The following is a 23,058-nucleotide window of genomic DNA, read 5'->3' as shown; positions in this document are numbered from 1 at the left end:
ATTAATCAGCATTATGATGTTATCATGATTTGTCAGGTTTTCTGAAGCGGTGAATTGTGAATCAATCGGTCAGGGGTGTTATATGAAGAAGAGAATAATGCTTATCGACGACAGCGTTACCATCCACAGGGTCATAGACCTTTGTCTGGACAAGGAAAAATACGATGTTGTCAAGGTGTTCAGCAAAGAAGAAGCTCTGAGTCATATAAAAACAGACAAACCCGACCTGATTCTTCTGGACAACAAACTCGGCGACATAGCTTCAAAAGACATGATAGCGGCACTGCGGAATGCGGCGGGAAATGTTGTGATAATCCTGCTCACAGGCGCCTTTGACCAGTTTGACAGCAATCTTTGCCATATAGTCGGCGCAGACGATTTCATATACAAACCATTCGACGCGAAAACTCTTGAAGAAAAGATAGCAAGCGGATTCAACAGCGCACCCTATCATGAAACACTCGATATATCTGAAACTCCCACGGATGAAGAACTTGCGGCGGCTATGACCGACGTCCCAGAAGAGATGGAGATGATGCTCACGGAGGAGGAACCCGAAGAGGAGGAACTCCCCGCAACTGTTGAAGATGTGACAATTCCCGAAGAGCTTTTTGAAGAGCAAGCGGTACAGGCTGAACCGGAAATACAGGAAGAGCCTGAGATACAGAAAGAAGCGGTTTTTGAAGAACCTGTGCAGGTGCATCCTGTGACCAAAGTGGAAATGCCGTCGGTGGCAGAGGATGCCCTTGCTGATATAGGTCGTTCGGCGGCTCCTTCTTCCAGTGCGTTTGAAGGGCTGATAGAGGTTGACGAAGACCAGCTCCTTGCGGAAGAGGAACGAAAGAAAGAGGAAGAGAGACTTGCTGCGGAGCTTGCAATGACAGTTCCTGAGCCGGAAGAGGTTATAGAGGATGAACCTGAGCAGACCGGAACCGAACCTCAGGAAACGTTTGAAGGACTGATTGAGGTTGATGAGGATCAGCTTGAGGAAAAAGAAGAGAAACAGGAAGAGCCGGAAGAGACTGTTGAGGTAGTACTTGAACCGGAGACAGAGCTGACAGAGGCTGAACAGGAGAATCTGTTCAGCGAGCTTGATGAACCGGAAGGGGACGAGCTTGACAATATCCTCGACGGTATAAACGAAGAACATATTTCAGAAGATGTGACACATGCCGACGCAACACTGAACGATGCGGAAGAAGCTCTTGACGAGACGGTTGAAACCGTTCTTACCGATATCCAGGCGGAACTTTCGCTCAGCGATGTTATGGAAGAGCAGGTGCATGACCCGATAGAATCGGATGATGTGCATACTGATATGCCAGCATATGAAGAACCTTCTGCCGAGCCTGAACCTCATATTGAGGAAGAACCCGAATACATTGAAGATAAAGGGATAATAGACCCAGAACCCATGATACGCATCAGCGAGGAAAAACTTGTTGAAGCAGTATACGAGGCGATTGATGAGGATACTCTGAAATTTGCCATAAAAGAGGTTCTGACAGATAAGATAACCCGTATTCTGGAGGAGGAGCTTCCAGTTCTTGTGGAGCGCGCCATCAGAAAAGAGATAGAAAGACTTGTAAAAGGAAAATAGGGGGAGAGTGTGTCTCTGGATTACAAATCAAGCGGCGTTGATATTGACGAGGGCAACCGTTTCGTATCGGTAATAAAAAAGACGGTCGAGTCCACATACAATAAAAACGTGCTGGGAAGCATAGGCGGATTCGCCGGATTTTTTGATGTGTCCTGTATGAAGGGCATGGAACATCCCGTTCTTGTGTCGGGAACCGACGGAGTGGGAACAAAACTGAAAGTGGCTATAGATACTAATATTCTGGACACTGTCGGGATTGACCTTGTTGCCATGTGTGTAAACGATATAATTGTAACTGGTGCCAAACCGCTGTTCTTTCTGGATTATATGGCGACAGGCAAACTTTCCGCCGAGAAGATGGCGGAAGTTGTTAAAGGTATTGCCGAAGGGTGCCGCATATCCGACTGTCCTCTCGTCGGGGGCGAAACTGCGGAGATGCCCGGAATGTATGCGGGCGATGATTTCGACCTCGCCGGATTCGCGGTCGGTATATTGGACAAGCCAAAGGCTATCACAGGCGAACGCATAAAGGCGGGCGACGTTCTGGTGGGTATATCTTCCAGCGGTCTGCACAGCAACGGATTTTCACTGGCGCGCAAGCTGTTCTTTGACAGCCTCGGCATGAAACCCGACGACGTTGTATACGGCGACACGAAGCTTAAGAACGCACTTCTCATTCCCACAAAAATATATGTTCCCCATATCATGAAACTGCTTGCCGAAGGTATCGACATCAAAGGAATGGTGCATATCACCGGCGGCGGATTTTACGACAACATACCCAGAGTGCTTCCCGAAGGCACAGGATGCAAAATAGACCCGAAAACCTTCAAACTGCCTGAAATATATAAATTTATTCTCGAAAAGTCAGGTGTTGCGCCCAAAGAACTCTACAGGGTTTTCAACATGGGCGTCGGTTTTATCATTGCAGTTGAAAAGTCCGAAGCGGATAAAATTATCAAACTTCTGGACGATGCGGCTGTCATAGGCAGTGTAACATCCACCGGAGAAGTGGAGATTGAGGGTGTGAATTGAAAAAGATAGCAGTTCTTCTGTCCGGTCGCGGCAGTAACTTTATATCAATCAAAAAGAAAATAGACGAAGGCGCTATAAACGGTGAGATAGCCGTTGTTATAAGCAACAAAGCCGACGCAAAGGGGCTTGAGTTTGCACGGGAACAGGGGCTGAACGCAGTGTTCGTTAACCCGAAAGAGTTCGACGGACGCGAAGCTTATGACAGGGAACTGGTGCGTATCCTCAGAGAGAACGGTGTAGAGCTTATCTGTCTGGCTGGCTTCATGCGCATCATATCACCTTATTTCGTCAGCGAGTTCCGCAACAGGATACTCAACATACATCCTTCTCTTCTCCCTTCGTTCAAGGGGCTGGATGCTCAGAAACAGGCTTTCGAGTACGGTGTGAAATTCGCAGGATGCACCGTGCATTTCGTTGATGAGGAGATGGATCACGGAAGCATAATCCTTCAGGCGGTGGTACCCGTTAATCAGGATGATGATGACCACACACTCTCCGAGCGTATACTGAAAGAAGAACACAGAATATACCCTGAGGCTGTGGCACTGTTCTGTGCTGACAAACTTAAGGTTGAAGGACGCAAGGTCTTTGTGATATGAGAATATTTTTAATTTGTCTGCTGAGCCTGTTCAGCTCGCTTTATGTTTATGCCGGAGGAAAGCCTGTTATGGAAAACGGTGTCAGAGTTATCGAGATCAAACGCCCGTATACTAACACTATGTCTATTGTATTTTTTGTTAAGGGCGGCACCATAAGAGAGACTGAAAAGAATAACGGTCTGGGCGATCTTTTCACATCGGCATGGGTTAAGAGCAGCGAACTGCTTAAACAGGTTGAGTTTTACGGCGGGAGTATATCCGCATCCGCTAGTTCGGATTTCATGGAGGTTTCATTCTCCATCCCTTCAGACAAATTTGACAAGCTTATCGGGTTTTACTCTACAATGCTGAACAACCCCGTTGTCGACAGCGAGGTGTTCAAGCGTGAAAAGAATCTGCTGAAAGAGGCTATAATTTCCGCAGAAGACAACCCCTCATCAAGATCATTTAATAACTTTAATAAAGCTACATACGGCTCACACCCTTACGGTCTGCCCTCCGAAGGCACTCTTAAAAGTGTGGAATCCCTCACTGAAGCAGACATGAAGGCATATGCGAAGGAGATGTTCGCAGGAAAGAACATCACGCTTGCTGTGGCGGGTAACTTCACAGACGACCAGATGGGACGCATCCGCGCCATCTTTGCGGCGCTTCCTGCCGGAAAAGAATACGTTCCATCATGCGAAGGAAGCGAGATAACTAAAGATTCCCGAATTGAAGAGAAAGACAAGAACGCCAAACAGGCGAAACTTTATATAGGCTACACAGCTCCCGATGCAGGTGATAAGGATTATCCTTCCATTAAGGTCATTGCGGACATACTAGGCGGCGGAATGAGCAGCAGATATTTTAACGAACTGCGCAAAGACAAAGGCTATGCCTATTCCGTAGGTTCGGCTTACGGATCGAAACTCTGCCGGTCAAGGTTTATGTCTTACATCGGGCTGAACTCCGAAAATATTCCGGATGCGGTGGAATCAATCGACAGGATAAACAGGACTTTCATAGAGACCCTCACAGACGAAGAGCTTGAGGCTGTTAAAAACTATATGCTGGGCAAGATACTCACCGAGTCGCAGACCAACTCCAAACAGGCATGGTACGCTTGTTTCTTCGAGAACGTAGGGCTTTCGAGCAGCTATTTCGAGAATTACATCGACGTACTTCGCCACATCACGAAAGAGGACATCAAAAGGGCGTCCAGGATATTTGAAGGCCCCAAAACTGTATATATACTGAACTGATGAATTTGTTTCGGTTGCAGTATACATTTTTGTGGGGTTCTGATATAATACTCTTTCATTCAATTTTTTCAGGGTAATCAGGGTAGTATGGACGAAACGGGAATCTGGGAAGAGGTGCTTAAATACCTGCGCAAGGAGATATCCGAGCAGGAAGTCAAGGTATGGCTTGAACCGCTGGCTGTTGCAGAGCTGCGCGGCGACCTTATAACACTCACCGCACCGAACAAATTTTATAAAAAATGGGTAGAAGACAAATACCTCCCTCAGATAAAAAAGGTATTCAAGGAGAATCTTGCCGTTGAGGCGGATGTCTCCATTACTGTCGGCGCTGAAAAACGTCCGGCACAGACCGAGGGCAACAGTGTACCCTCCGGAACAGTAGTACCCCAGCCGAAGAACGGAAATAACCTCAACAGGGAATATATCTTTGAAAATTTCGTTGCGGGAAGTTCCAACGAATTTGCATACAGCGCCTGTCAGGCAGTTTCCGAAGGGCAGTTCATGCAGTATAACCCGCTTTTTATCTATGGTGGTGTAGGACTTGGAAAGACCCACATGATGCAGGCGGTGGGAAACCGTATCCTTGAGAAATTCCCGAAAATGAAGGTGCTTTACTGCACCAGTGAAACCTTTACAAACGAGATGATAAACGCCATCCGTATGAAAAAGATGGACGAATTTCAGAATAAATACCGCAATATCGACCTTATTCTTTTCGATGACGTTCAGTTTCTTTCCGGCAAACAGAGGAGTACGGAAGAGTTTTTCAATACTTTCAATGCTCTGTATGACAACCAGAAACAGATAATCATAACCAGCGACAAGACCCCTGCTGAGATTCCTGAGATGGAAGACAGGCTGAAAAGCCGTTTCTCATGGGGACTTATAGCAGACATTCAGCCGCCCAGTGTTGAGGAAAAGACCGCTATACTTATCAAACGTGCGGAGTTCATGGGGCTTCCCATGCCGCAGGAGGTTGCGTTCTTCATGGCGGAGAACCTTGTTACGGAGAACATCAGAGAACTTATCGGCGCTCTGGTGCGTCTGAGTGCGTTCTCAAGCTTCCATAAGCGCAAAGTGACCATAGACCTTGCAACGCAGGCACTTGAAAAGTTCCTCGTGAAAAAGGACAGGATTGTCACATCAGATAATATCATTGAGGCTGTTTCATCCTATTTCAATGTGAAGCTGGCTGATATGAAGTCCAAAAAACGCACAAAAAGCATCTCTATGCCCCGTCAGGTGGCGATGTATCTTCTGCGCGAAAAACTCAACCTATCATTGCAGGAGGTTGGTTCCATGTTTGGCGGAAGGGATCACTCAACAGTTCTGCACGCGGTAAATTCCATAGCAGATAAATATAAGGAGAGCCGCGAGGTTCAGCTTATAATCACAACCATTGAGCGTGAGCTCTATTCCTGATATCCAATCTATTTATCTGAGAAAATTTCCAAATAACCTGTTATAATTAATATTTAAATATTCACGCTGGCTTCAATTTTTTGTTTGTTTGTGAATGTTTTTTCTTTATTTATTTTGAACCCGAGATTAATATAAAACAAACGATTAAATATTTTTTATTGAGGGTGCTGATTTGAGCGGTTTTCCCAGAGAAACTTCATTTTCCAAGGCTGTATCACATTTTGATCCGGATTCTGACACTGGTGCCATTGAATGGGACTATTCGGCAAAGCTTGTCCGCGCTGTGATGAAGCAGGCGGTAAAGTATTACCTGCGTTTCAGCGATGAAACGGATATAGTTTCCCTTCCGAAGCCCATAGAGGGCAGATCGTATATGCTCTACATCCATATCCCTTTCTGTATAACACTTTGTCCTTATTGTTCTTTTCATAGATTCAAATTCCACGAGGAGACAGCGGCGAACTATTTCCGCTTTCTGCGGCGCGAAATGCGTATGACAGCCGCACTGGGTTATAAATTCAGCTCTGTATGCTTTGGCGGCGGAACAACAACCGTGATCCCCAGAGAGCTTGCAAAGACAATAGACCTTGCAAAAGAGCTTTTCGATGTGAAGGAGGTTTCTATTGAGACCGATCCGAACCATATCGACCCTGATAATCTGGAGCATACAGTTGGCAGGGTGGACAGACTTTCAGTTGGGATACAGACATTTAACGACAAATATCTGGAGCGCATCGGACGCAAAATGAAATTCGGCAGCGGCGAGGAACAGTATCGCAAGGTAGAGGAGATTCTCAGGCTTTTTCCGGTGGTGAACGTAGATATGATGTATAACTTCCCTGAGCAGACGGCACACGAACTTGGGGAAGATATTTTTACAGTTTTAAAGCTGAACCCCCAGCAGGTTACTTTTTATCCGCTTATGTATGCCCCCTTCGCCGGACATAAATTCGGCAGACGTTTAGGAAAGGCAGGATATGAGAGCGAGGCTGGTCATTACAGGCTTATTACACAGATGATGGGCGCACCTTATATTCAGAGAACTTCCTGGGCTTATTCACACGAGGCGGGTACGAACATTGACGAATACGTTGTGGAACATCAGGAATATGTCGGGCTTGGCTCCGGTGCATTCAGCTTTCTGGACGGGACGCTCTATGCTAACTCTTTTTCTCTTAAAACATACGCAGACAGGATATCAGAGGGTATGACATCCGCGACGAAGAGCGTGACATTCGGCACAAGCGCAATAAACCGTTATAGGATGATGGTGGAAATGTTCGGGCTGGATGGCAATCCGGCGCATAAACCTTTCATAGAATATAACGCACTGCGTCTTCTGGGAGCTGTTAACGGTCATGGTGATAATGCGGAGATAACCCCGAAGGGCAGGTTTCTTCTGTCGGTTATGCTGAAATGTTTTTATAACGGCATGGACTACATACGCGAAAGCATGCGCAGCGGGCTTACCACAGCCGACGAACGCATAATGGATATATCATCTTTGCCCGCGGACTGACGACGGGGTAAACCCGAAACGGGTTCGGAAACGTGCAGTAAAGCGCGAAACACAGTCGTAGCCGGCTTCGGACGCGATACGGGTTACGGTCATATCTGTTGACTGCAAGAGTGCCAGCGCATATGACATCCGCACGTCGGTTATGAGTTCTGCCACGTTAATGTTCTCTTCTGCAAGTCTGCGGCGGAGCGTGGACTCGCTCATACCGAACTCTCTGGTCATATCTGCTATGCGCCATTTATACGACGGATCGCTGTTCAGCATCTTGCGCACACGCCATGAAAGCGGAACTTCTGCGCCGGGCGGTGAGAAGCTTCCTTTTGCATCCAGAACCATCAGCAGTTCAATCATTCTGTGTGCGGCTATCTCTTCCGGTACGGATTCGTCGGATATACCTTCTGCTGCTCTCGTAAATGTCTCTTTCAGTATTTTATCGGTTTTGGGGATATGGATAACATCTCTTCGGGTATCATTCTTTTTTGCAGCGCGCTTAAGGACGTATTCGGAAATGAGTTCCCTGTCCCACGCTATCCACGATGCCTGATAAAAACCTGCATCTGCCTTGAGGTTGGTGACATCTATGTAAACCGTATTCCAGATGGCGAGTGCCTGTGAAGAGCGTATCTCAAAACCCTTTTCCTTTGATTTCATCTTTTTGGTGCCAAGCTCCACCATTATGACGCAGGGGTCAGCAATCGCAAGGTTGTAAAGTGTTTCCTCACATGCCTGAACGATGGTGCCGACAGCGCCGATGCCCTTTCTGGAACGTATCTCTCTGCTCATGTTTCACCTTAGTAGAAAGTATAATACGGGTGCGGATTTACCGCACCCGAAAATTTATCTTCCGTATCTGACGATTGTCGATGCTTTTCCTATGGCGTTCATGTTTATCATAAATCCTGCCAAGGCACCAGTTGAGGACGGATCTATTCCGAGTTTTTCGACTTTGAGAGCTGTTACCGTAAATATGTATCTGTGGTTTGTTCCCTCCGGAGGACAGGGACCTCCGTATCCTGGTCTGCCGAAATCAGTACCTGACTGTACGCTGCTTACAGGAGTTTTGCCTTTTTCTATTTTGCGCAGGTTTGCGGGAATGTCCGTTACCACCCAGTGCCACCAGCCTGAGCCTGTGGGCGCATCTGGGTCGTATACTGTGAGAGCGAAGCTCTTTGTACCTTTAGGCGGGTTTTCCCAGACCACTTCCGGCGAGACGTTTTCTCCTGAACAGCCGAATCCGTTGAATACCTGTTCGTTGGAAAAAACGCCGTTCTTTGCGGTGGGGACACTCACACTGAAATCTGCACCATAGGCAGAGACCGCGAGCAGAGTGATGATTATAAAGGTTATGTATCTCATATAAGCCTCCTTTTCATGCATAATATCACTTAAAGAGGCGGTGAAAAGTACACAGCAGTTCAGAACCTGTGCCGAATCGGTCAGATTAAGGCGCTATGTAACTTTTTATGGGATATTCCTCTTTCGGCAGTTTCTTTATGGTTTTGTGCCTTTGCAGAAACTCTATGAAAGTTTCGGCATACCCAAGCCCTGTGTCGGTGCCTGCGTTGCGCGCTTTTATGACCTTCGGAAAGACCATATATCCGTCTTTTCCTTTGGCAAGGAACGAGTTGGTAGCAGCTACATAAAGCTTGTCAGCCTGAACCGCCATCCATTTTCCGGTCTTTTTGTCTTTAATCTCAATGTCTGTTACCCGCTCGCCATACGGTTTTTTCCCGTTTATTGAGTAACGCAGACCGTATGAATAAGGAAAGCCTCCTTTAGAACCTTTGTCTATGATAGACTGTATCTGGTCTTCCAGCAGTTCTTTGACCTCGCGACCGTAAAGCTCAATTTCAAAGATAGTGTTGGAAAAGGGTAGCATCGTATACACGTCGTCCACTGTGATGTCACCTTTCGGGATACTCATGCGGATACCGCCGGCATTCTGTATGCTGAAATCAGCCCGTTTACTGGCTTCAAAAAAGGACTGTGCGACTATCGGCACAACTTCCGAGCCGGAATAGGGGTCTGCACCTGCGGGTGTGCGTCTGTGGATTATTTCCTCTTCTGCAACGCCTGCAACGGAATTTTTCAGTGTTTGTACCTGCGAAGAATATTTTGATACTATCTCCGCAGTCTGTTTGTCGTCCTCAACTGCTGTCAGGTAGGGCTTACCGCCGCATGCGCGTATCTTACCGCCGTCAAAATCAGCAATAAGAAACCCCACGACCTTGCCGTGTTCCCATGCCTGAACTATGCAAACCTTGTCGCCGTTTTTGTTTTCTGCAACAGTGGGGTATGGTCCCGCCGCATCTTTAAATTCACCCAGAAGCGTATGGGAATCGCCGCCTACTATGATGTCTATGTCGGTGACCTTTTTGGCGAGTTCAATATCGTTCTTATATCCTTCGTGGCTGAGGACGATTATTTTGTTTATGCCCTGGGCTTTCAGCTCATTCACATATTTCTGAACGCTCTTTGCCTCATCTTTAAAATTTATTTCAGCGCTGGGACTTGAGGAGTGTTTTGTCTTTTTGACGGTAGTGACACCTATTATGCCGATGCCGTTCTTTATTATGTAAGGGCTGAATTTGCCGTCAAGAACGTTCCCTTTTGCGGGGATGATGTTAGCGCTTATAACCGGAAAGTTAAGCATCCCTATGAAAGAGGCGAGTTGTGCGTCGCCGTCGTCAAACTCATGGTTTCCTATCGCCATAGCATCAAACCCAAGCGGGTTCAGAACGTCAGCGTCGGAGCGCCCCTTGAACATGTTATAGTAAATTGTTCCCTGAACGGCATCCCCCGCATGCAGAAGGAGTGCGTCTGGGTTTTCGGCTTTAAGCTGTTTTATGACCGTAGCCGCTTTCGCCATTCCTCCTGTGGAAACATCGTCAACCTTTGTGCTGTCCAGATGGGAATGTGTATCGTTTATATGGATTATTTTTACATTTTCTGCATTAGCCGAAAATAACGTAAAAATAATTAAGAACAAGACTGTGAGCAGTCGGTTCATGTCTCCCCCTGTAACGAAAAAAAAAAGCCCCGCTTTTTAGCGGGGCTCTTATCAGAATATGTATTTTTCTGTTGCCAGTCGTTCGTCGATGATCTTGGCTATCCGTTCTTCCGCCTCCACCGTGGGAGCGTCGAAGGTTACGGAGAAGCGCAGGAAGTTGCCCGCGTCGTCCCACGGAACAGATGAGATCAGCTTCTCTCTGATGAGGAAGTCACAGAACTGTTCGGCGCTTTCAAACTTGCGACCTGAAACTGTCGCCTTGGGGATGCCGAAGTAAAGGTAGAAAGTTCCCTTGGGTTCGTTCACGGTGAAGCCGTGTGTGCGGAGAACTTTCGCCAGCATATTCAGTCTTCTTGCGTATTTAGCCTTTGTATGCTCGATGAGTTTCGGGTTTTCAAGGCAGTAGCATCCTGCTTTCTGAATCGGTATGAACTGTCCTGAGTCGTTGTTGTCCTTAACGGTTGCGAATGCTTTAACGAGATGTTCGTTACCACATACGAAACCGAGACGCCAGCCAGTCATGTTATATGATTTAGAGAGTGAGTGTATTTCTATGCCTACTTCCATCGCACCTTCTATGCTGAGAAACGATAACGGTTCTTCGCCGTATGAAAGCTCGATGTATGCTGCGTCGGAGATAACCGCAAGATCGTTTTCTTTCGCGAATTTAACTACTTTTTCATAGAATTCCTTAGTTGCAACAGCTCCTGTTGGGTTGTTGGGGTAGTTCATGTACAGGAATTTTGCTCTTTTCAGGATATCTGCAGGTATATTTTCAAGCACGGGGAGGAAGTTGTTTTCATGAAGCAGGGGGAGGTTATAAACTTCGCCGCCGAGATATTTTGTAGTTGTTCCGGAAACAGGGTAGCCGGGGACTGTCATGAGTGCAACGTCGCCTTGGTTGATAAGAGCGATGGGGAGCAGTGCCAGAGCCGGTTTTGACCCGATACAGTGGTTTACCTGTGTGTTGGGGTCAAGCTCCACTCCGAAACGTTTTTTCATATAGTTTGCGGCTGCATGTTTGAATTCGTCAATGCCGTTATCTGAATAGAATCTGTTCTCTTTTTTTGTAGCCTCAAGCTGAAGAACTTTGACGACCTCATCATGTGCCATAGCGTCAGGTTCGCCTACGCCCATGTCGATGAGTTCAACGCCCGGGTTGTCTTTCACAGCAGCTCTTTTTGCACGTTTGATCTTCTCGAACTTGTAGATGGTGGTGTCTTTGCCGAACATCTTGCCGCCGAGTCTGTCGGAAATCAAGTTTTCCATGAATAAGCTCATTTAGTTACTCCCTGAGTTCGTATTTTTATCCTGTTCCTGTTCGCCGCACACACAGCATGTGTCGCAGTGGTCTGGGTCGCAGGGTTCTATATATATGTTAACGTCGGCACCCTTGATGCCTTTTTTAATGCGCTTTTCAATATCAGTACGGATGTCGTTTCCGTCCTGAAGGCTTAAGCCGTGGTAGAGCACAAGATGCATGTCTATGAACTTCTGATTTCCCGCGCTTCTGGTGCGCAGTTTATGCACGTTGACTATCTCTATTTTGTGCCTGTCCAGTATCTCCTGAACAACCTTCATATCCTCTTCCGGAAGGGTCTCATCTAAGAGTTCCCTTGTCACCTGAAAGTTCAGCCGGAGAGCGGAAACGATAATATACACTGCAATTACGGCACTTACAATAGCGTCTATTATGTGCAGACCGGTAAATTTTATTATAATCAGCGCTATAAGAACCCCTGCACCGCTGAGAAGATCAGTACGGTAGTGGAGGCTGTCTGCATAAAGCACTGTGGAGCGCAATTTATTAGCGGCATATTTCAGGAAATACACCAGAACCGCGGTTATGACCATGCTCAGAGCCATAACGGCTATGTTGATCCCTACGGCTTTTATCTGCATCTCGGAATGGAAGTTACCGTAAGCCTTGTAAAGTATATAAATACCAGAGAACAGTATTAAGAATGACTGTATCTGAGCCGCCAGGGGTTCAAACTTAGCATGACCGTACTGGTGGTTCTCGTCCGGCGGAGTCATTGATACCTTAAGAGCATAGTAGTTCACTGTGGAGGATATTACATCCAGCAAAGAGTCAAAAGCGGATGAAAGAACTGCCAGCGAACCGGACCATATCCCCACCGCCGCCTTGAAAACAGAAAGGAAAACCGCAGTACCTATAGATACTTTGGTGGCATTCAGCTTAGTCAGTCTGATGGCGTCTGCTCCCGATCATTCTCCTGCCTGCCGTACAGGTTGAACCATACACTGAACAGTCCCAGCAGGGCTATGAAGATTATAAACGGGGGTTCTGAAAAGATAAAGATAAAAATTATCGCTTTGATGACAGGAATGAACTTAAATTTTGTCATCCAGTATGAAACTATATCGAATCCCTGAAATGCATACAGTGTCATCATGATAAGTATGATATTCAGTCCTGCGTGTTTTGCCATAGTTTGTTTGACAAAGACGAGCGCGAAACCGAGGATTAGAATCCATACAAGGTTGTCGGGCAGTCTGAATCTGTTTATCTCTATGCGCTTAAGCTTGGTGTAAAGGCTGAAAGCTATGTGGGTGCAGAATGCGGTCAGAATATAGTTTACCGCAGGGAAGATAAGTACGACGGACTGGGCTGCCAGTCTGCTCTGTTTTTCTATGTTCAGGAAATAAGGGTCGTTGGACATGGGACCTTTGGATGCCTTAACTGTTTCTATGAAACTTTTTATACCCTGTTCGGCAACGTTGATAAGGGTGTTGCGATAATCGGGTATACCGTATATTATAGCCGCCATAACTATGAAAACCAAAAGCGGTACAACTGTCACCGGAAACCATATGTCTCTGTGTCCCTTATGCAGAAATTTAAATATAAAAACTGCCGTGAATGCCACGGAAATGACATAAAGACCTGTGGTTATGATGCTTATACCCGCTGTAAGGGCTATTGCCGCGCCAAGCATCAGGTCGGAATATTTGTTCCGTTTTTCAGAACCCAGATAAACAAGCAGAAGGAGAGGGCTGAAAACTGCGCCGATTATCGCATACTGCGGATAGTAAGCGAGGAGTGCGTAAAAAAGAACTGATGCCAGTGGGTATAAAATGGTTTTTGTCATGAAAAAACGGGGAGGCTTTTGACCTCCCCTTTCCTTATTATCTGTTGAGGCTGAAAGGCAGAAGAGCGATAACTCTTGCAGTCTTAACAGCGGTTGAAAGGGCTCTCTGGTGCTTTGCGCATGTTCCGGTGAGCCTGCGGGGCATTATTTTGCCTCTTTCTGTAACATACTGACGAAGCAGTTTAACATCTTTGTAGTCTATATCTATAGCTTCTGTGCAGAATTTGCATACTTTTCTGCGCTGAAATTTGCGTCTTACAACAGCCATTTCTTTTCCTCCTTAAAATGGGATATCGTCTTCGTCCATGGAACCGGATGCGGGCTCGTCAAATGCACTTGAACCGGAATATTCCGATTTGTCTCTTCTGGAGACGAATTGGATATTTTCGGCAACCACCTCGTGCTTGGAACGTTTCTGTCCGTCGGCTTCCCATGTGCTGTAGTTGAGTCTGCCTTCGATAAGCAGCGGCATACCTTTTGTAACGTATTCTCCGCACATTTCGGCAGTTTTGCCGAAAGTTACTATGTCGATGAAACAGGTCTCTTCTCTGTCTTTTGTTTTCCTTGTGACTGCCAGTCCGAATTTGGCGACAGGCAGGTCACGCCCCGGGATGAACCGAACTTCGGGGTTGCGTGTAACATTGCCGAGCAGCATGACTTTATTAAGGAAACCCATAGTATTCTCCTGCTGGCTTATTCAGCCGCTGAGTCTTCTGTAGTTGTTGCTTCTTCGCTCTCTTCAGCTTCAGCTGGAGCGATTTCCTCACCCTCTTCACCTTCGCGGGGTTTTCTTGCACCGGGTTTTTTCACATAGCGCTTAGCACCAGTGTCTTTTTTGGGGTTGAGTTTGAATTTTTTCTCATCAATAGCAACGATGACGAATCTGAGTACGTTCTCGTTGTAACGGAAACGTTTTGTAAGCTCGTCGGGATAGTTGATGTCTGCTTCAAACTGGATAAGGAAGTAGTAGCCTTCTGCATAGTTTTCGATGGCGTATGCCATTGTTACTCTGCCCCAGGGCTCAACTTTGATGATCTTTCCGCCGTTCTGCTCGATGTTCCCTTTGAAGAACTCAAGCTCTTTTTCGATCTCATCCTGCTGGAGATCGGGGCGGACGATGAATACGGTTTCGTAAGTGTTCATATGTCCTCCTTCGTGGATTAAATAGTCACGCACTTATACTATGCGCAACAAAGGTGGTTGAAACTTATATCCGTTCGGGTAATATAAGTCAAGAAAATTTATAGTCAGACTGCTTCACCTGCGGCTCGCAGAGACGTCTTTGCGAGGAAAGTACTGACGAAGCAATCTTTGAAGATGAGAGAAAATGACAGAAAATAGCCAAATAATCACAATGACCGCGTCTGAAAGCTCCGTGAGACTGGATGCATACATATCAGCAAATTCGGAAATTTCACGCTCCCATGCTGAAAAGCTCATAGAACAGGGGAGCGTTACGGTGAATGGCGCCGTGCGCGAAAAGAAATATAAGGTCAGGGTTGGTGATAATATAATAGTTGTTATACCGCCGGAAAAAATGCCGGATATGACACCGGTGGAGATGAATCTGACAGTTGTATATGAATGTGATAATTACGCAGTCATCGACAAGCCGGCAGGTGTGACAGTGCATCCAGCTCACGGCACAGATGCTGACACACTGGTTAACGGACTGCTTTATATGTTTGATATACAAGACGATAATGATGTCAGACCCGGCATTGTGCATCGTCTGGACAAAGACACCTCAGGGCTTCTTCTCGTGGCGAAGAACAGAAATGCGCGGGAGAAACTGTCAAAGATGTTTGCGGATAGAACAGTGGATAAAAAATACCTTGCCGTTTGTGCGGGCAATCCGAAAACAGAGAAATTTACAGCCGAATTTCCCATCGCAAGGAGCAAAAAAGACCGTAAAAAGATGGCTGTGGACGAAAACGGCAAATACGCTAAAAGTGAAATCACTGTTCTAAAATTATTAAAAGGGGCATTCCTTGCAGAGGTAAAAATATACACCGGAAGAACCCATCAGATACGGGTGCACATGTCTCATATGGGCTTTCCGCTGGCTGGTGATAGCGTATACGGAAACAAGATTTCCGCTGCGATGCCCATCAAAAGACAGGCTTTGCATTCGTGGCATCTGTCCTTTATAGATCCTTTCGATAACACTCAAAAGTCTTTTCTATCGCCGCTTCCCACAGATATTGAAGAGCTTGTAAAAAGACTTAAATTATAGTATTATTCTGAACTCCCGCTACAATGGCTCAGGCGCGCAAACCCCCTTCCAATACGGGGATTCTTTTAGTCCTAAAACGATGTTTCTTGTTGACACCTTTACTGCTTCATGATAGATACTGCATACTGTATACAAAATACAGAGGTGAGGTATGAGTGGATATTTGCCTATAGTGCTTTTCCTTATCGTGGCCGGAGCTCTCGGCATAATAATTATGTTCGTAGGAGCCATTGTCCGTCCCGCGAAATATGAAAAGGTCAAATTCAGCGTATATGAGTGCGGAATGCCCTCGCTGGATGAAAACAGAAAGCGTCTGAACCTCAGGTTCTACATAATCGCTATGCTGTTTGTTATTTTTGATGTGGAGACAGTGTTTCTGTACCCCTGGGCCGTCAGCTTCGACATGATCGGGCTTTTCGGTCTCATCGAGATGATTCTGTTCATCGTAATCCTTGTGTTCGGTTACTTTTACGCATGGCAGAAAGGAGCGTTAGAATGGGCTTAATTGACAGAAAATTACCTGACAACGTTCTCACGACGACAGTTGACAGTGTGATCAACTACTGCAGAAAAGGCTCTATCTGGCCTGTTACGTTCGGTCTCGCCTGCTGCGCGATCGAAATGATGGCCTGCGGCGCTGCCAAATACGACCTTGACAGAATGGGTATCATTTTCCGTGCGACACCGCGTCAGTCTGACCTGATGCTGGTTGCCGGAACTGTTACCAGAAAAATGGCGCCTGTCGTCAGAAAGGTCTACCTGCAGATGCCTGAGCCCAAATGGGTCATAGCAATCGGAAGCTGCGCAACAAGCGGCGGAATCTATAACACCTATTCTACAGTACAGGGTGTTGATGAGGTTATTCCGGTTGATTTCTATGTTCCCGGCTGCCCTCCCAGACCCGAAGCATTTTTCGATGCCATTACTGCTCTGCAAAAGAAAATCATGACTGAAAAAGTCGTGAGAAAGTAGGAGGAAAGGATGACATTTGAACAGCTTGCAGCCAAACTGGAAGCGCTTTTCCCCGAAAAGCTCAACAGCTATACGGAGTTTAAGTGCAACTTCATAAGAGTGAAGGACGTTGCCGCCTATAAAGCGGTTTTAACTGCTTTAAGAGACGAAGCATCCTTCAAGTACATAGTGGACGTTGTTGCCGTACACTGGCCCAAAAAACGTGAAAAGTTTGAGATCACAATCAACCTGTTCTCTATTGAGAACAAGATGCGCGTTTTTGTCAAACTGTCCGGTGAGGACAATAAGTTCCCCACTATTACAGATATCTGGCCGGGTGCAAACCTTATGGAAAGGGAACAGTATGACCTTATGGGCATAGTCTTTGAAGGTCACCCCGATCTTAAAAGAGTCCTGCTTCCCGAATTCTTCGAGGGTCACCCCTTAAGAAAAGACTTCCCGCTTAAAGAGAGATCATGGTTCAACAATGCTGATGAGCAAGGTCTCGGTCTTAAGTTTTCAAGGTAGGAACTGATATGATTAATAATAACATTTCAGAAGTAATTACCGTCAACATGGGACCCCAGCACCCCTCTACACACGGGGTTCTGAGACTTGTGGTAGACATCGACGGCGAGACCATTGTCAACGTGGAACCCGATGTGGGCTTCCTCCACAGAGGCACTGAAAAACTTGCCGAAAACAGAACATACCACCAGGTTATTCCGCTCACAGACAGACTTGACTACCTTTCACCTCTTTCTAATAACCTTGCCTACTGCCTTGCAGTAGAGAAGTTCTTTGACGTTAATATCCCCGAAAGGGCTGAATATCTCCGCGTTATACTCGCAGAGATGGCAAGAATTGCTTCTCACCTTGTGTGGGTTGCGACACACGCCCTTGACATAGGCGCGATGACTGTTTTCCTTTACGCTTTCCGTGAGCGCGAGGAGATACTTGATATGTTTGAAGTGGGTACAGGTCAGCGTATGACCAGCTCATGGATCCGTATCGGCGGCGTACGCGCGGACATGCCCGAAGATTTCTTCGTAAGGCTTAAATCCTTCGTGGAGAGATTCGACGCTAACGTTGATACATACGAAAACCTGCTGACAAACAACAGGATCTGGAAAATGAGAACAATCGGCATCGGACATCTTTCCGCTGACGATACTCAGGCTTACGGTACGTCAGGTCCCCTTATGAGAGGCTCAGGTGTTGACTTCGACCTTCGCCGCGACGAACCCTATGGTATATACGACAGATTCAAATGGGAAATTCCCGTACAGCAGGAAGGCGATACATACGCACGTTACAAGGTCAGAATGAAAGAGCTTCGTGAATCCAACAAAATTCTTCAGCAGGCTCTTGAGCAGATCCCCGCAACCGGCGAAGTCATGACTGACGACCCCAGAGTTGCTCTGCCCAAACACGAAGACGTTTACGAGCGCATGGAAGCACTTATCAGAAGATTCTACATCGTTTCCAAAGGTTTCAAGGCTCCTAAAGGCGAAACATATCAAGGTATCGAGGCGCCCAAAGGCGAACTCGGTTTCTATCTTGTTTCCGAAGGAGAGGAAAGACCTTACAGAATGAAGATAAGAGCCCCCTCCTATGTCAACCTCGGCGCACTGAACAAGATGGCCAAAGGACACATGCTGGCTGACCTTGTTGCGATAGTCGGTACCAACGACGTGGTACTCGGCGAAATCGACAGGTAAGGGGTGACATAATGGCGACAGAAGTAAAAGAGACAGAATCAGCAGGCAAAGAGATAGATTTTACCGCTTGCGACGAGATCTGCGAAAAGTACAAAGACTGGAAAGGCGCAACCATTCCGGTTCTTCAGCAGGTTCAGGAAGCATACGGATATCTCTTCAGCGAAATTGTTGAAAGGATTGCCGACAACCTGAATATGTCAGCACACCAGATTTATGGCGTTATTACCTTCTATGCACAGTTTTACACTAAACCCAGAGGCAAGTATGTCATCAGGGTATGCAGAGGAACAGCCTGCCACGTGCAGGGTTCGGGTCGTATCTCCGAAGTTGTGTGTGAGGAATTCGGGATAAAAAACGGTGAGACAAGCGCAGACCTCAAGTTTACCCTTGAGGAAGTTTCATGTATCGGCGCATGCGGAATGGCTCCCGTTATCATGATCAACAATAAAACATACGGCAACCTGAAACCTGAAGAAGCAAGAAAGATCTTCAGGGATTATGCAGAACTTCAGGGGTAGGATATGAGTTATACAACAGATCACGTTGAAGTACACGTCTGTATGGGTACGGCTGGTGTTGCTTCCGGCGGACATGAGGTCATGGAGGCTCTGGAACAGGAGTTTGCCAAAAGAGGTCTTAAAAACGCGGAATCAAAAGAACGCAACTGTGCCGCAAAACAGACAGGATGCAGAGGACTCTGCGCCCGTGATGTACTTATAGACGTTTATATCCCGGGCAAAGAACCGGTCACTTACGAACACGTTTCGGCTGAAATGGTTCCCACAATAGTTGAGGAACACATTGTCGGCGGTAATGTTGTTGAGAAGTGGGCGGCAAAGGCCGACTATTTTCAATTCTATGATAAACAGAAACGCTACGTTCTTGCCGATTGCGGACGTGTAGACCCCGAAAGTCTTGAAGACTACATTAAACTCGGCGGATACGAAGCGATTAAAAAAGCGCTCACCATGACCCCTGAGCAGGTTATTGACGAAGTCAAGAAGTCAGGCCTCAGAGGCAGGGGGGGCGGCGGTTTCCCCACAGGTCTTAAATGGACGTTCTGCCGAAACAGCCCCGGCGACCACAAATACCTTATCTGCAACGCGGATGAAGGTGACCCAGGCGCGTTCATGGACCGTTCCATAATCGAAGGTAACCCCCACGCGGTCATCGAGGGTATGCTTATCGCAGGTTATGCAATCGGATGCGACGAAGGTTACATCTATTGCCGTGCGGAGTATCCGCTTGCCATCGTAAGGGTTATCAAAGCCATTAAAGATGCTGAAGCAGCAGGAATACTTGGCGACAAGGTGTTCGGTACCGACTTCCACTTCAAACTGAAGCTGAAAGAAGGAGCCGGCGCGTTTGTTTGCGGCGAGGAAACAGCTCTCATCGCCTCAATTGAAGGCGAAAGAGGCATGCCCCGTCCCAGACCTCCGTTCCCCGCTGTTAAGGGTCTCTGGCAGAAACCTTCAAACGTTAACAACGTTGAGACCTTTGCAAACCTCCCCGGCATCCTGCTTAACGGATCCGAATGGTATGCAAACATAGGTACTGAAAAGTCAAAAGGTACTAAGATCTTCGCCCTTTCAGGCAAGGTTAAGTCAACCGGACTTGTTGAGGTTCCTATGGGTATCACCGTGCGCGAACTCATTTTTGATGTCGGCGGCGGTATCCCGAAAAAGAGAAAATTCAAGGCTGTTCAGCTTGGCGGTCCCTCTGGCGGCTGTCTTACACCTGACCACCTTGAAACACCCATAGACTACGATTCGCTCATCGCAGCAGGTGCGATGATGGGTTCCGGCGGTGTTGTTGTTATGGATGAAACGAACTGCATGGTTAACGTGGCTCATTTCTTCCTTACATTCACCCAGAGAGAATCATGCGGCAAATGTATCCCCTGCCGTATCGGAACAAAGACCATGCTTGATATCCTTACAAGGATCATCACAGGTCAGGGAAGGGAAGAGGATATTGATCTTCTTCTGGAAGTAGGTAACGACATCAAGACTGCGTCACTCTGCGGTCTGGGTCAGACAGCACCAAACCCCGTACTTACGACTGTGAAATATTTCAGACACGAGTATGAGGCGCACATCAGAGACAAAAAATGCCCCGCAAGGGAGTGTGCGGAACTTATCGAGTTCGTTGTTGTTGACGACAGATGCAAAAAATGCGGTATCTGCAAAAAAGCATGTCCCGTTGATGCTATCACATGGGAAAAAGGAACAGTCGCATACATTGACAAATCCAAATGCGTGAAATGTCGCGAATGTATAGTTAACTGTCCTTTCAATGCAATAGATTAAGGCAGAGGAGAGACTCAGTATGGTTACTGTAAAAATTGACGGAAAAGAGGTACAGGTAGCTCCCAACACGCTCATCCTCGACGCCGCTAAGGAGGCGGGTGTCTCCATCCCGACACTTTGCCATGACTCCCGTCTTAATCCTTTCGGTGCATGCAGGGTTTGTCTTGTTGAGCAGGTGGGAAACCCCAAGCTTCAGGCAGCCTGTACAACACCCGTAACTGACAAGATGGAGATAGTCACCCGTTCGGAAAAGCTCTCCAGAGTGCGCAAGACAGCCATCGAGCTGCTTCTTATAAATCACCCTCTGGATTGCCCGGTTTGCGATAAGGGCGGCGAGTGTACTCTGCAGGATCTTACATATGAAGTGGGCGTCACTAAGGTTCGTTTTGATGCGAAACCCAACGACACCCCCGTTGACCATACAAACCCTTTCATCGAAAGGGATATCGACAGATGCGTTCTCTGCGGACGCTGCGTTCGTGTCTGCGACGAAGTGGTGAACATTCAGGCAATAAGCTTCCTTAACAGAGGCACTGATACAATAATAGGAACTTCTTTTGAACAGCCCTGGAACTGTGAATACTGCGGACAGTGCATCAGCGTATGCCCCGTGGGTTCACTGAACAACAGGATATATCTGTTCAAAAACAGACCTTGGAACCTCGACCGTGTCAAATCCGTATGCGGACTCTGCTCTTGCGGATGTACCGTGGATATAGATTATGAAGGCAACGAGGTCTTCCGTATGAAAGAAAGCCCCGAAGAGGGCATCAACCACGGATATATGTGTGCAAAAGGACGCTTCGGTTTCGAGTTTATCAACAGCATCAAACGTGAATCTGAGGCGGTTGTTAAAGCGGGCGGAGAATCCAAAAAGGTATCATTTAACGAAGCGGTTGATGTTGCAGTGGAAAAACTCAAAAAGGTTAAAGACACAGCCGGCGCCGACGCCATCGCTGTTGTCGTCTCCCCCAGACTGACCAATGAAGAGGCTTTCCTTGCAGGCAAACTTGCTAAAGACGTTCTGGGAACTTCAAACCTGTTCTCAACCGAGACAAACGAAGTCAACCCCGAAGCGACACTGGAAGAAGTTGAGAACAGCGACTGCGTCACAGTTCTTAACATAGACGTAACAGAATCAAACCCCATACTCGGTCTGGCAGTGAGACACGCCGCAAGAACAGGCACAGCTCCCCTTGCAGTGTTCTACCCCGGATATACAGCGCTCAGAAGAGTGTCGAAGAAATTCGTCACAGGCACACCCGACGAGGTGAGAGCGGCTATGGAAAGCTACGCGGCTGCGGTTGCGGGCGCTTCCAACGAATATTCCGAATGGGCGGCTAAACTTACAAACGCCGAAAGACCCGTGGTTATATTTGATCCCTATAACAAAGCGGACGTTAAACTCGCTCAGGATATCAAAAAAGCCTGTGCGAAAGTTAAAGTTGTTCCCGCGAAAGCTAAAAACAACTCAGTGGGTATCGTTGACATGGGATTCGGAGCCAAATGCCCCACAGAATTTGCACAGGGACTTGAGTCCGGCAAATTCAAGGCTGTAGTGGTTCTGGGTGAAAACCTGTCTGCGAGATCCGTTTGGACAAAATCGGCTTCCAAGGCGGCAGGGCTTGAGCTTCTGCTGGTGACAGACCCCTTCATGAGCGAAACGGCTGCAATGGCGAATGTTTACATTCCCGTAAGCACTTTCGCAGAGAAGAGCGGTTCATTCACAAACCTTGAGGGACATGTCCAGTCCATAGCAAAAGCGGTTGATAAAGGTGTTAATACTGATGCCTGTGTCGTTTCCGCAATAGCAAAAGGACTTGGAATAAAGCTTCCCGCCGAAGTGAGTGCCGTAAGAGGCATGATAGAGAAGGAAGTTCCGCTTTACTCAGGCATAAACTGGGACGGCGGCGTGGTTTCCTACCCTTATGTCTTTGCGGGTGAAGTCGCTGCAACAGACGGCAAGGCGAAAGGTAAAGGCAGATTCTTCCTTTATCCCGCCAGCCTCAGACTCCACTCAGGCTCTTTCACAAGATGGTCACCCGATCTTGCCAAGGTTTACGGCGAGCCTATGCTTGAGCTCAGCGTCGAAGACGCCAAAGAACTCGGCATCTCCGCCAAGGACAGAGTCAAGGTCAAAGGCGAAGGCTTTGAAGGTGAGTTTCTTGTCGAAATAGAAAAGAAAGTATCCAAAGGCTGCATAGCTCTGCCGGAGGACTTTGTTGCAACAGCCGGCATCTTCTGTAACGGAAAGAGCCTCAGGGCTGATATTGTAAAGTAATGAAAGTTATAGATAAGA

The 23,058-nt window shown here is 47.1% G+C and carries 23 protein-coding genes; 14 read left to right on the top strand and 9 right to left on the bottom strand.

Features of this window, described 5'->3' with window-relative positions:
• Positions 1-82: 82 nt before the first annotated feature.
• The 6 genes from LRY47_RS01545 to LRY47_RS01520 all read left to right on the top strand — a co-directional run bounded on the left by LRY47_RS01545 (position 83) and on the right by LRY47_RS01520 (position 7,419).
• Positions 83-1,600: a response regulator gene (locus LRY47_RS01545; RefSeq protein WP_295221836.1), complete on the top strand. Its 1,518-nt coding sequence runs from the start codon at positions 83-85 to the stop codon at positions 1,598-1,600.
• Positions 1,601-1,609: 9 nt separating this feature from the next.
• Positions 1,610-2,635 carry a phosphoribosylformylglycinamidine cyclo-ligase gene (gene purM / locus LRY47_RS01540; protein WP_295221834.1) on the top strand — a complete coding sequence of 342 codons (1,026 nt, stop codon included), beginning with the start codon at positions 1,610-1,612 and terminating at the stop codon, positions 2,633-2,635.
• Positions 2,632-3,234 carry a phosphoribosylglycinamide formyltransferase gene (gene purN, locus LRY47_RS01535; RefSeq protein ID WP_295221833.1) on the top strand — a complete coding sequence of 201 codons (603 nt, stop codon included), beginning with the start codon at positions 2,632-2,634 and terminating at the stop codon, positions 3,232-3,234. The genes purM and purN overlap by 4 nt, the downstream gene beginning before the upstream one ends.
• Positions 3,231-4,478, top strand: coding sequence for a pitrilysin family protein (locus LRY47_RS01530; RefSeq protein WP_295221831.1), 1,248 nt, complete (start codon positions 3,231-3,233; stop codon positions 4,476-4,478). The genes purN and LRY47_RS01530 overlap by 4 nt, the downstream gene beginning before the upstream one ends.
• A gap of 87 nt (positions 4,479-4,565) precedes the next feature.
• Positions 4,566-5,900, top strand: coding sequence for a chromosomal replication initiator protein DnaA (dnaA, locus tag LRY47_RS01525; protein WP_295221829.1), 1,335 nt, complete (start codon positions 4,566-4,568; stop codon positions 5,898-5,900).
• Positions 5,901-6,072: 172 nt separating this feature from the next.
• Positions 6,073-7,419: a coproporphyrinogen III oxidase family protein gene (locus LRY47_RS01520; protein WP_295221826.1), complete on the top strand. Its 1,347-nt coding sequence runs from the start codon at positions 6,073-6,075 to the stop codon at positions 7,417-7,419.
• On the opposite strand, the gene LRY47_RS01515 is transcribed toward LRY47_RS01520, so the two are convergent.
• The 9 genes from LRY47_RS01515 to rpsF form a co-directional block, all read right to left on the bottom strand.
• Positions 7,399-8,202, bottom strand: a complete 804-nt coding sequence (locus LRY47_RS01515) for a helix-turn-helix transcriptional regulator (protein ID WP_295221824.1) — start codon at positions 8,200-8,202, stop codon at positions 7,399-7,401. The two genes, LRY47_RS01520 and LRY47_RS01515, sit on opposite strands and share 21 nt — an antisense overlap.
• Positions 8,203-8,256: 54 nt before the next feature.
• Complete coding sequence (locus LRY47_RS01510) at positions 8,257-8,775, bottom strand: YbhB/YbcL family Raf kinase inhibitor-like protein (RefSeq protein WP_295221822.1); 519 nt, start codon at positions 8,773-8,775, stop codon at positions 8,257-8,259.
• 85 nt (positions 8,776-8,860) lie between these two features.
• Complete coding sequence (locus LRY47_RS01505; RefSeq protein ID WP_295221820.1) at positions 8,861-10,429, bottom strand: 5'-nucleotidase C-terminal domain-containing protein; 1,569 nt, start codon at positions 10,427-10,429, stop codon at positions 8,861-8,863.
• Positions 10,430-10,480: 51 nt separating this feature from the next.
• Complete coding sequence (locus tag LRY47_RS01500) at positions 10,481-11,710, bottom strand: LL-diaminopimelate aminotransferase (protein WP_366043025.1); 1,230 nt, start codon at positions 11,708-11,710, stop codon at positions 10,481-10,483.
• Positions 11,711-12,628, bottom strand: a complete 918-nt coding sequence (locus tag LRY47_RS01495; protein WP_295221928.1) for a cation diffusion facilitator family transporter — start codon at positions 12,626-12,628, stop codon at positions 11,711-11,713. It abuts the gene before it with no gap.
• A gap of 5 nt (positions 12,629-12,633) precedes the next feature.
• Positions 12,634-13,542, bottom strand: a complete 909-nt coding sequence (locus LRY47_RS01490) for a DUF2232 domain-containing protein (RefSeq protein ID WP_295221816.1) — start codon at positions 13,540-13,542, stop codon at positions 12,634-12,636.
• Between the two features lie 37 nt (positions 13,543-13,579).
• Entirely contained in the window at positions 13,580-13,810 is a 231-nt protein-coding gene (gene rpsR, locus LRY47_RS01485) for a 30S ribosomal protein S18 (protein WP_295221814.1), read from the bottom strand.
• Between the two features lie 12 nt (positions 13,811-13,822).
• Positions 13,823-14,218 (bottom strand): single-stranded DNA-binding protein, encoded by a 396-nt coding sequence (ssb, locus tag LRY47_RS01480; RefSeq protein WP_295221811.1) that lies wholly within the window; start codon positions 14,216-14,218, stop codon positions 13,823-13,825.
• A gap of 17 nt (positions 14,219-14,235) precedes the next feature.
• On the bottom strand, positions 14,236-14,685 hold the full coding sequence (gene rpsF, locus LRY47_RS01475) for a 30S ribosomal protein S6 (protein ID WP_295221809.1): 450 nt from the start codon (positions 14,683-14,685) through the stop codon (positions 14,236-14,238).
• A gap of 184 nt (positions 14,686-14,869) precedes the next feature.
• On the opposite strand from rpsF, the gene LRY47_RS01470 reads away from it, so the two are divergent.
• The 8 genes from LRY47_RS01470 (at position 14,870) to LRY47_RS01435 (ending at position 23,040) form a co-directional block, all read left to right on the top strand.
• On the top strand, positions 14,870-15,778 hold the full coding sequence (locus LRY47_RS01470; RefSeq protein ID WP_295221807.1) for an RluA family pseudouridine synthase: 909 nt from the start codon (positions 14,870-14,872) through the stop codon (positions 15,776-15,778).
• Positions 15,779-15,929: 151 nt separating this feature from the next.
• Positions 15,930-16,283 (top strand): NADH-quinone oxidoreductase subunit A, encoded by a 354-nt coding sequence (gene ndhC, locus LRY47_RS01465; RefSeq protein ID WP_295221805.1) that lies wholly within the window; start codon positions 15,930-15,932, stop codon positions 16,281-16,283.
• On the top strand, positions 16,274-16,750 hold the full coding sequence (locus LRY47_RS01460) for an NADH-quinone oxidoreductase subunit B (protein WP_295221803.1): 477 nt from the start codon (positions 16,274-16,276) through the stop codon (positions 16,748-16,750). The genes ndhC and LRY47_RS01460 overlap by 10 nt, the downstream gene beginning before the upstream one ends.
• 9 nt (positions 16,751-16,759) lie before the next feature.
• Positions 16,760-17,257 (top strand): NADH-quinone oxidoreductase subunit C, encoded by a 498-nt coding sequence (locus LRY47_RS01455; RefSeq protein WP_295221801.1) that lies wholly within the window; start codon positions 16,760-16,762, stop codon positions 17,255-17,257.
• A gap of 8 nt (positions 17,258-17,265) precedes the next feature.
• Positions 17,266-18,450: an NADH dehydrogenase (quinone) subunit D gene (gene nuoD, locus LRY47_RS01450; protein WP_295221798.1), complete on the top strand. Its 1,185-nt coding sequence runs from the start codon at positions 17,266-17,268 to the stop codon at positions 18,448-18,450.
• An 11-nt stretch (positions 18,451-18,461) separates the two neighbouring features.
• Positions 18,462-18,968 (top strand): NADH-quinone oxidoreductase subunit NuoE, encoded by a 507-nt coding sequence (gene nuoE / locus LRY47_RS01445; protein ID WP_295221796.1) that lies wholly within the window; start codon positions 18,462-18,464, stop codon positions 18,966-18,968.
• Positions 18,969-18,971: 3 nt separating this feature from the next.
• Positions 18,972-20,759: an NADH-quinone oxidoreductase subunit NuoF gene (nuoF, locus tag LRY47_RS01440; RefSeq protein WP_295221793.1), complete on the top strand. Its 1,788-nt coding sequence runs from the start codon at positions 18,972-18,974 to the stop codon at positions 20,757-20,759.
• Between the two features lie 19 nt (positions 20,760-20,778).
• Positions 20,779-23,040, top strand: a complete 2,262-nt coding sequence (locus LRY47_RS01435) for a molybdopterin-dependent oxidoreductase (RefSeq protein WP_295221791.1) — start codon at positions 20,779-20,781, stop codon at positions 23,038-23,040.
• Positions 23,041-23,058 lie beyond the last annotated feature (18 nt).

Source organism: Seleniivibrio sp., from assembly GCF_021209385.1.
Classification (GTDB): Bacteria; Chrysiogenota; Deferribacteres; order Deferribacterales; family Geovibrionaceae; genus Seleniivibrio.
Note: the sequence above shows the minus strand (reverse complement) of the source record. Positions and strands in the feature narration are given on the sequence as shown.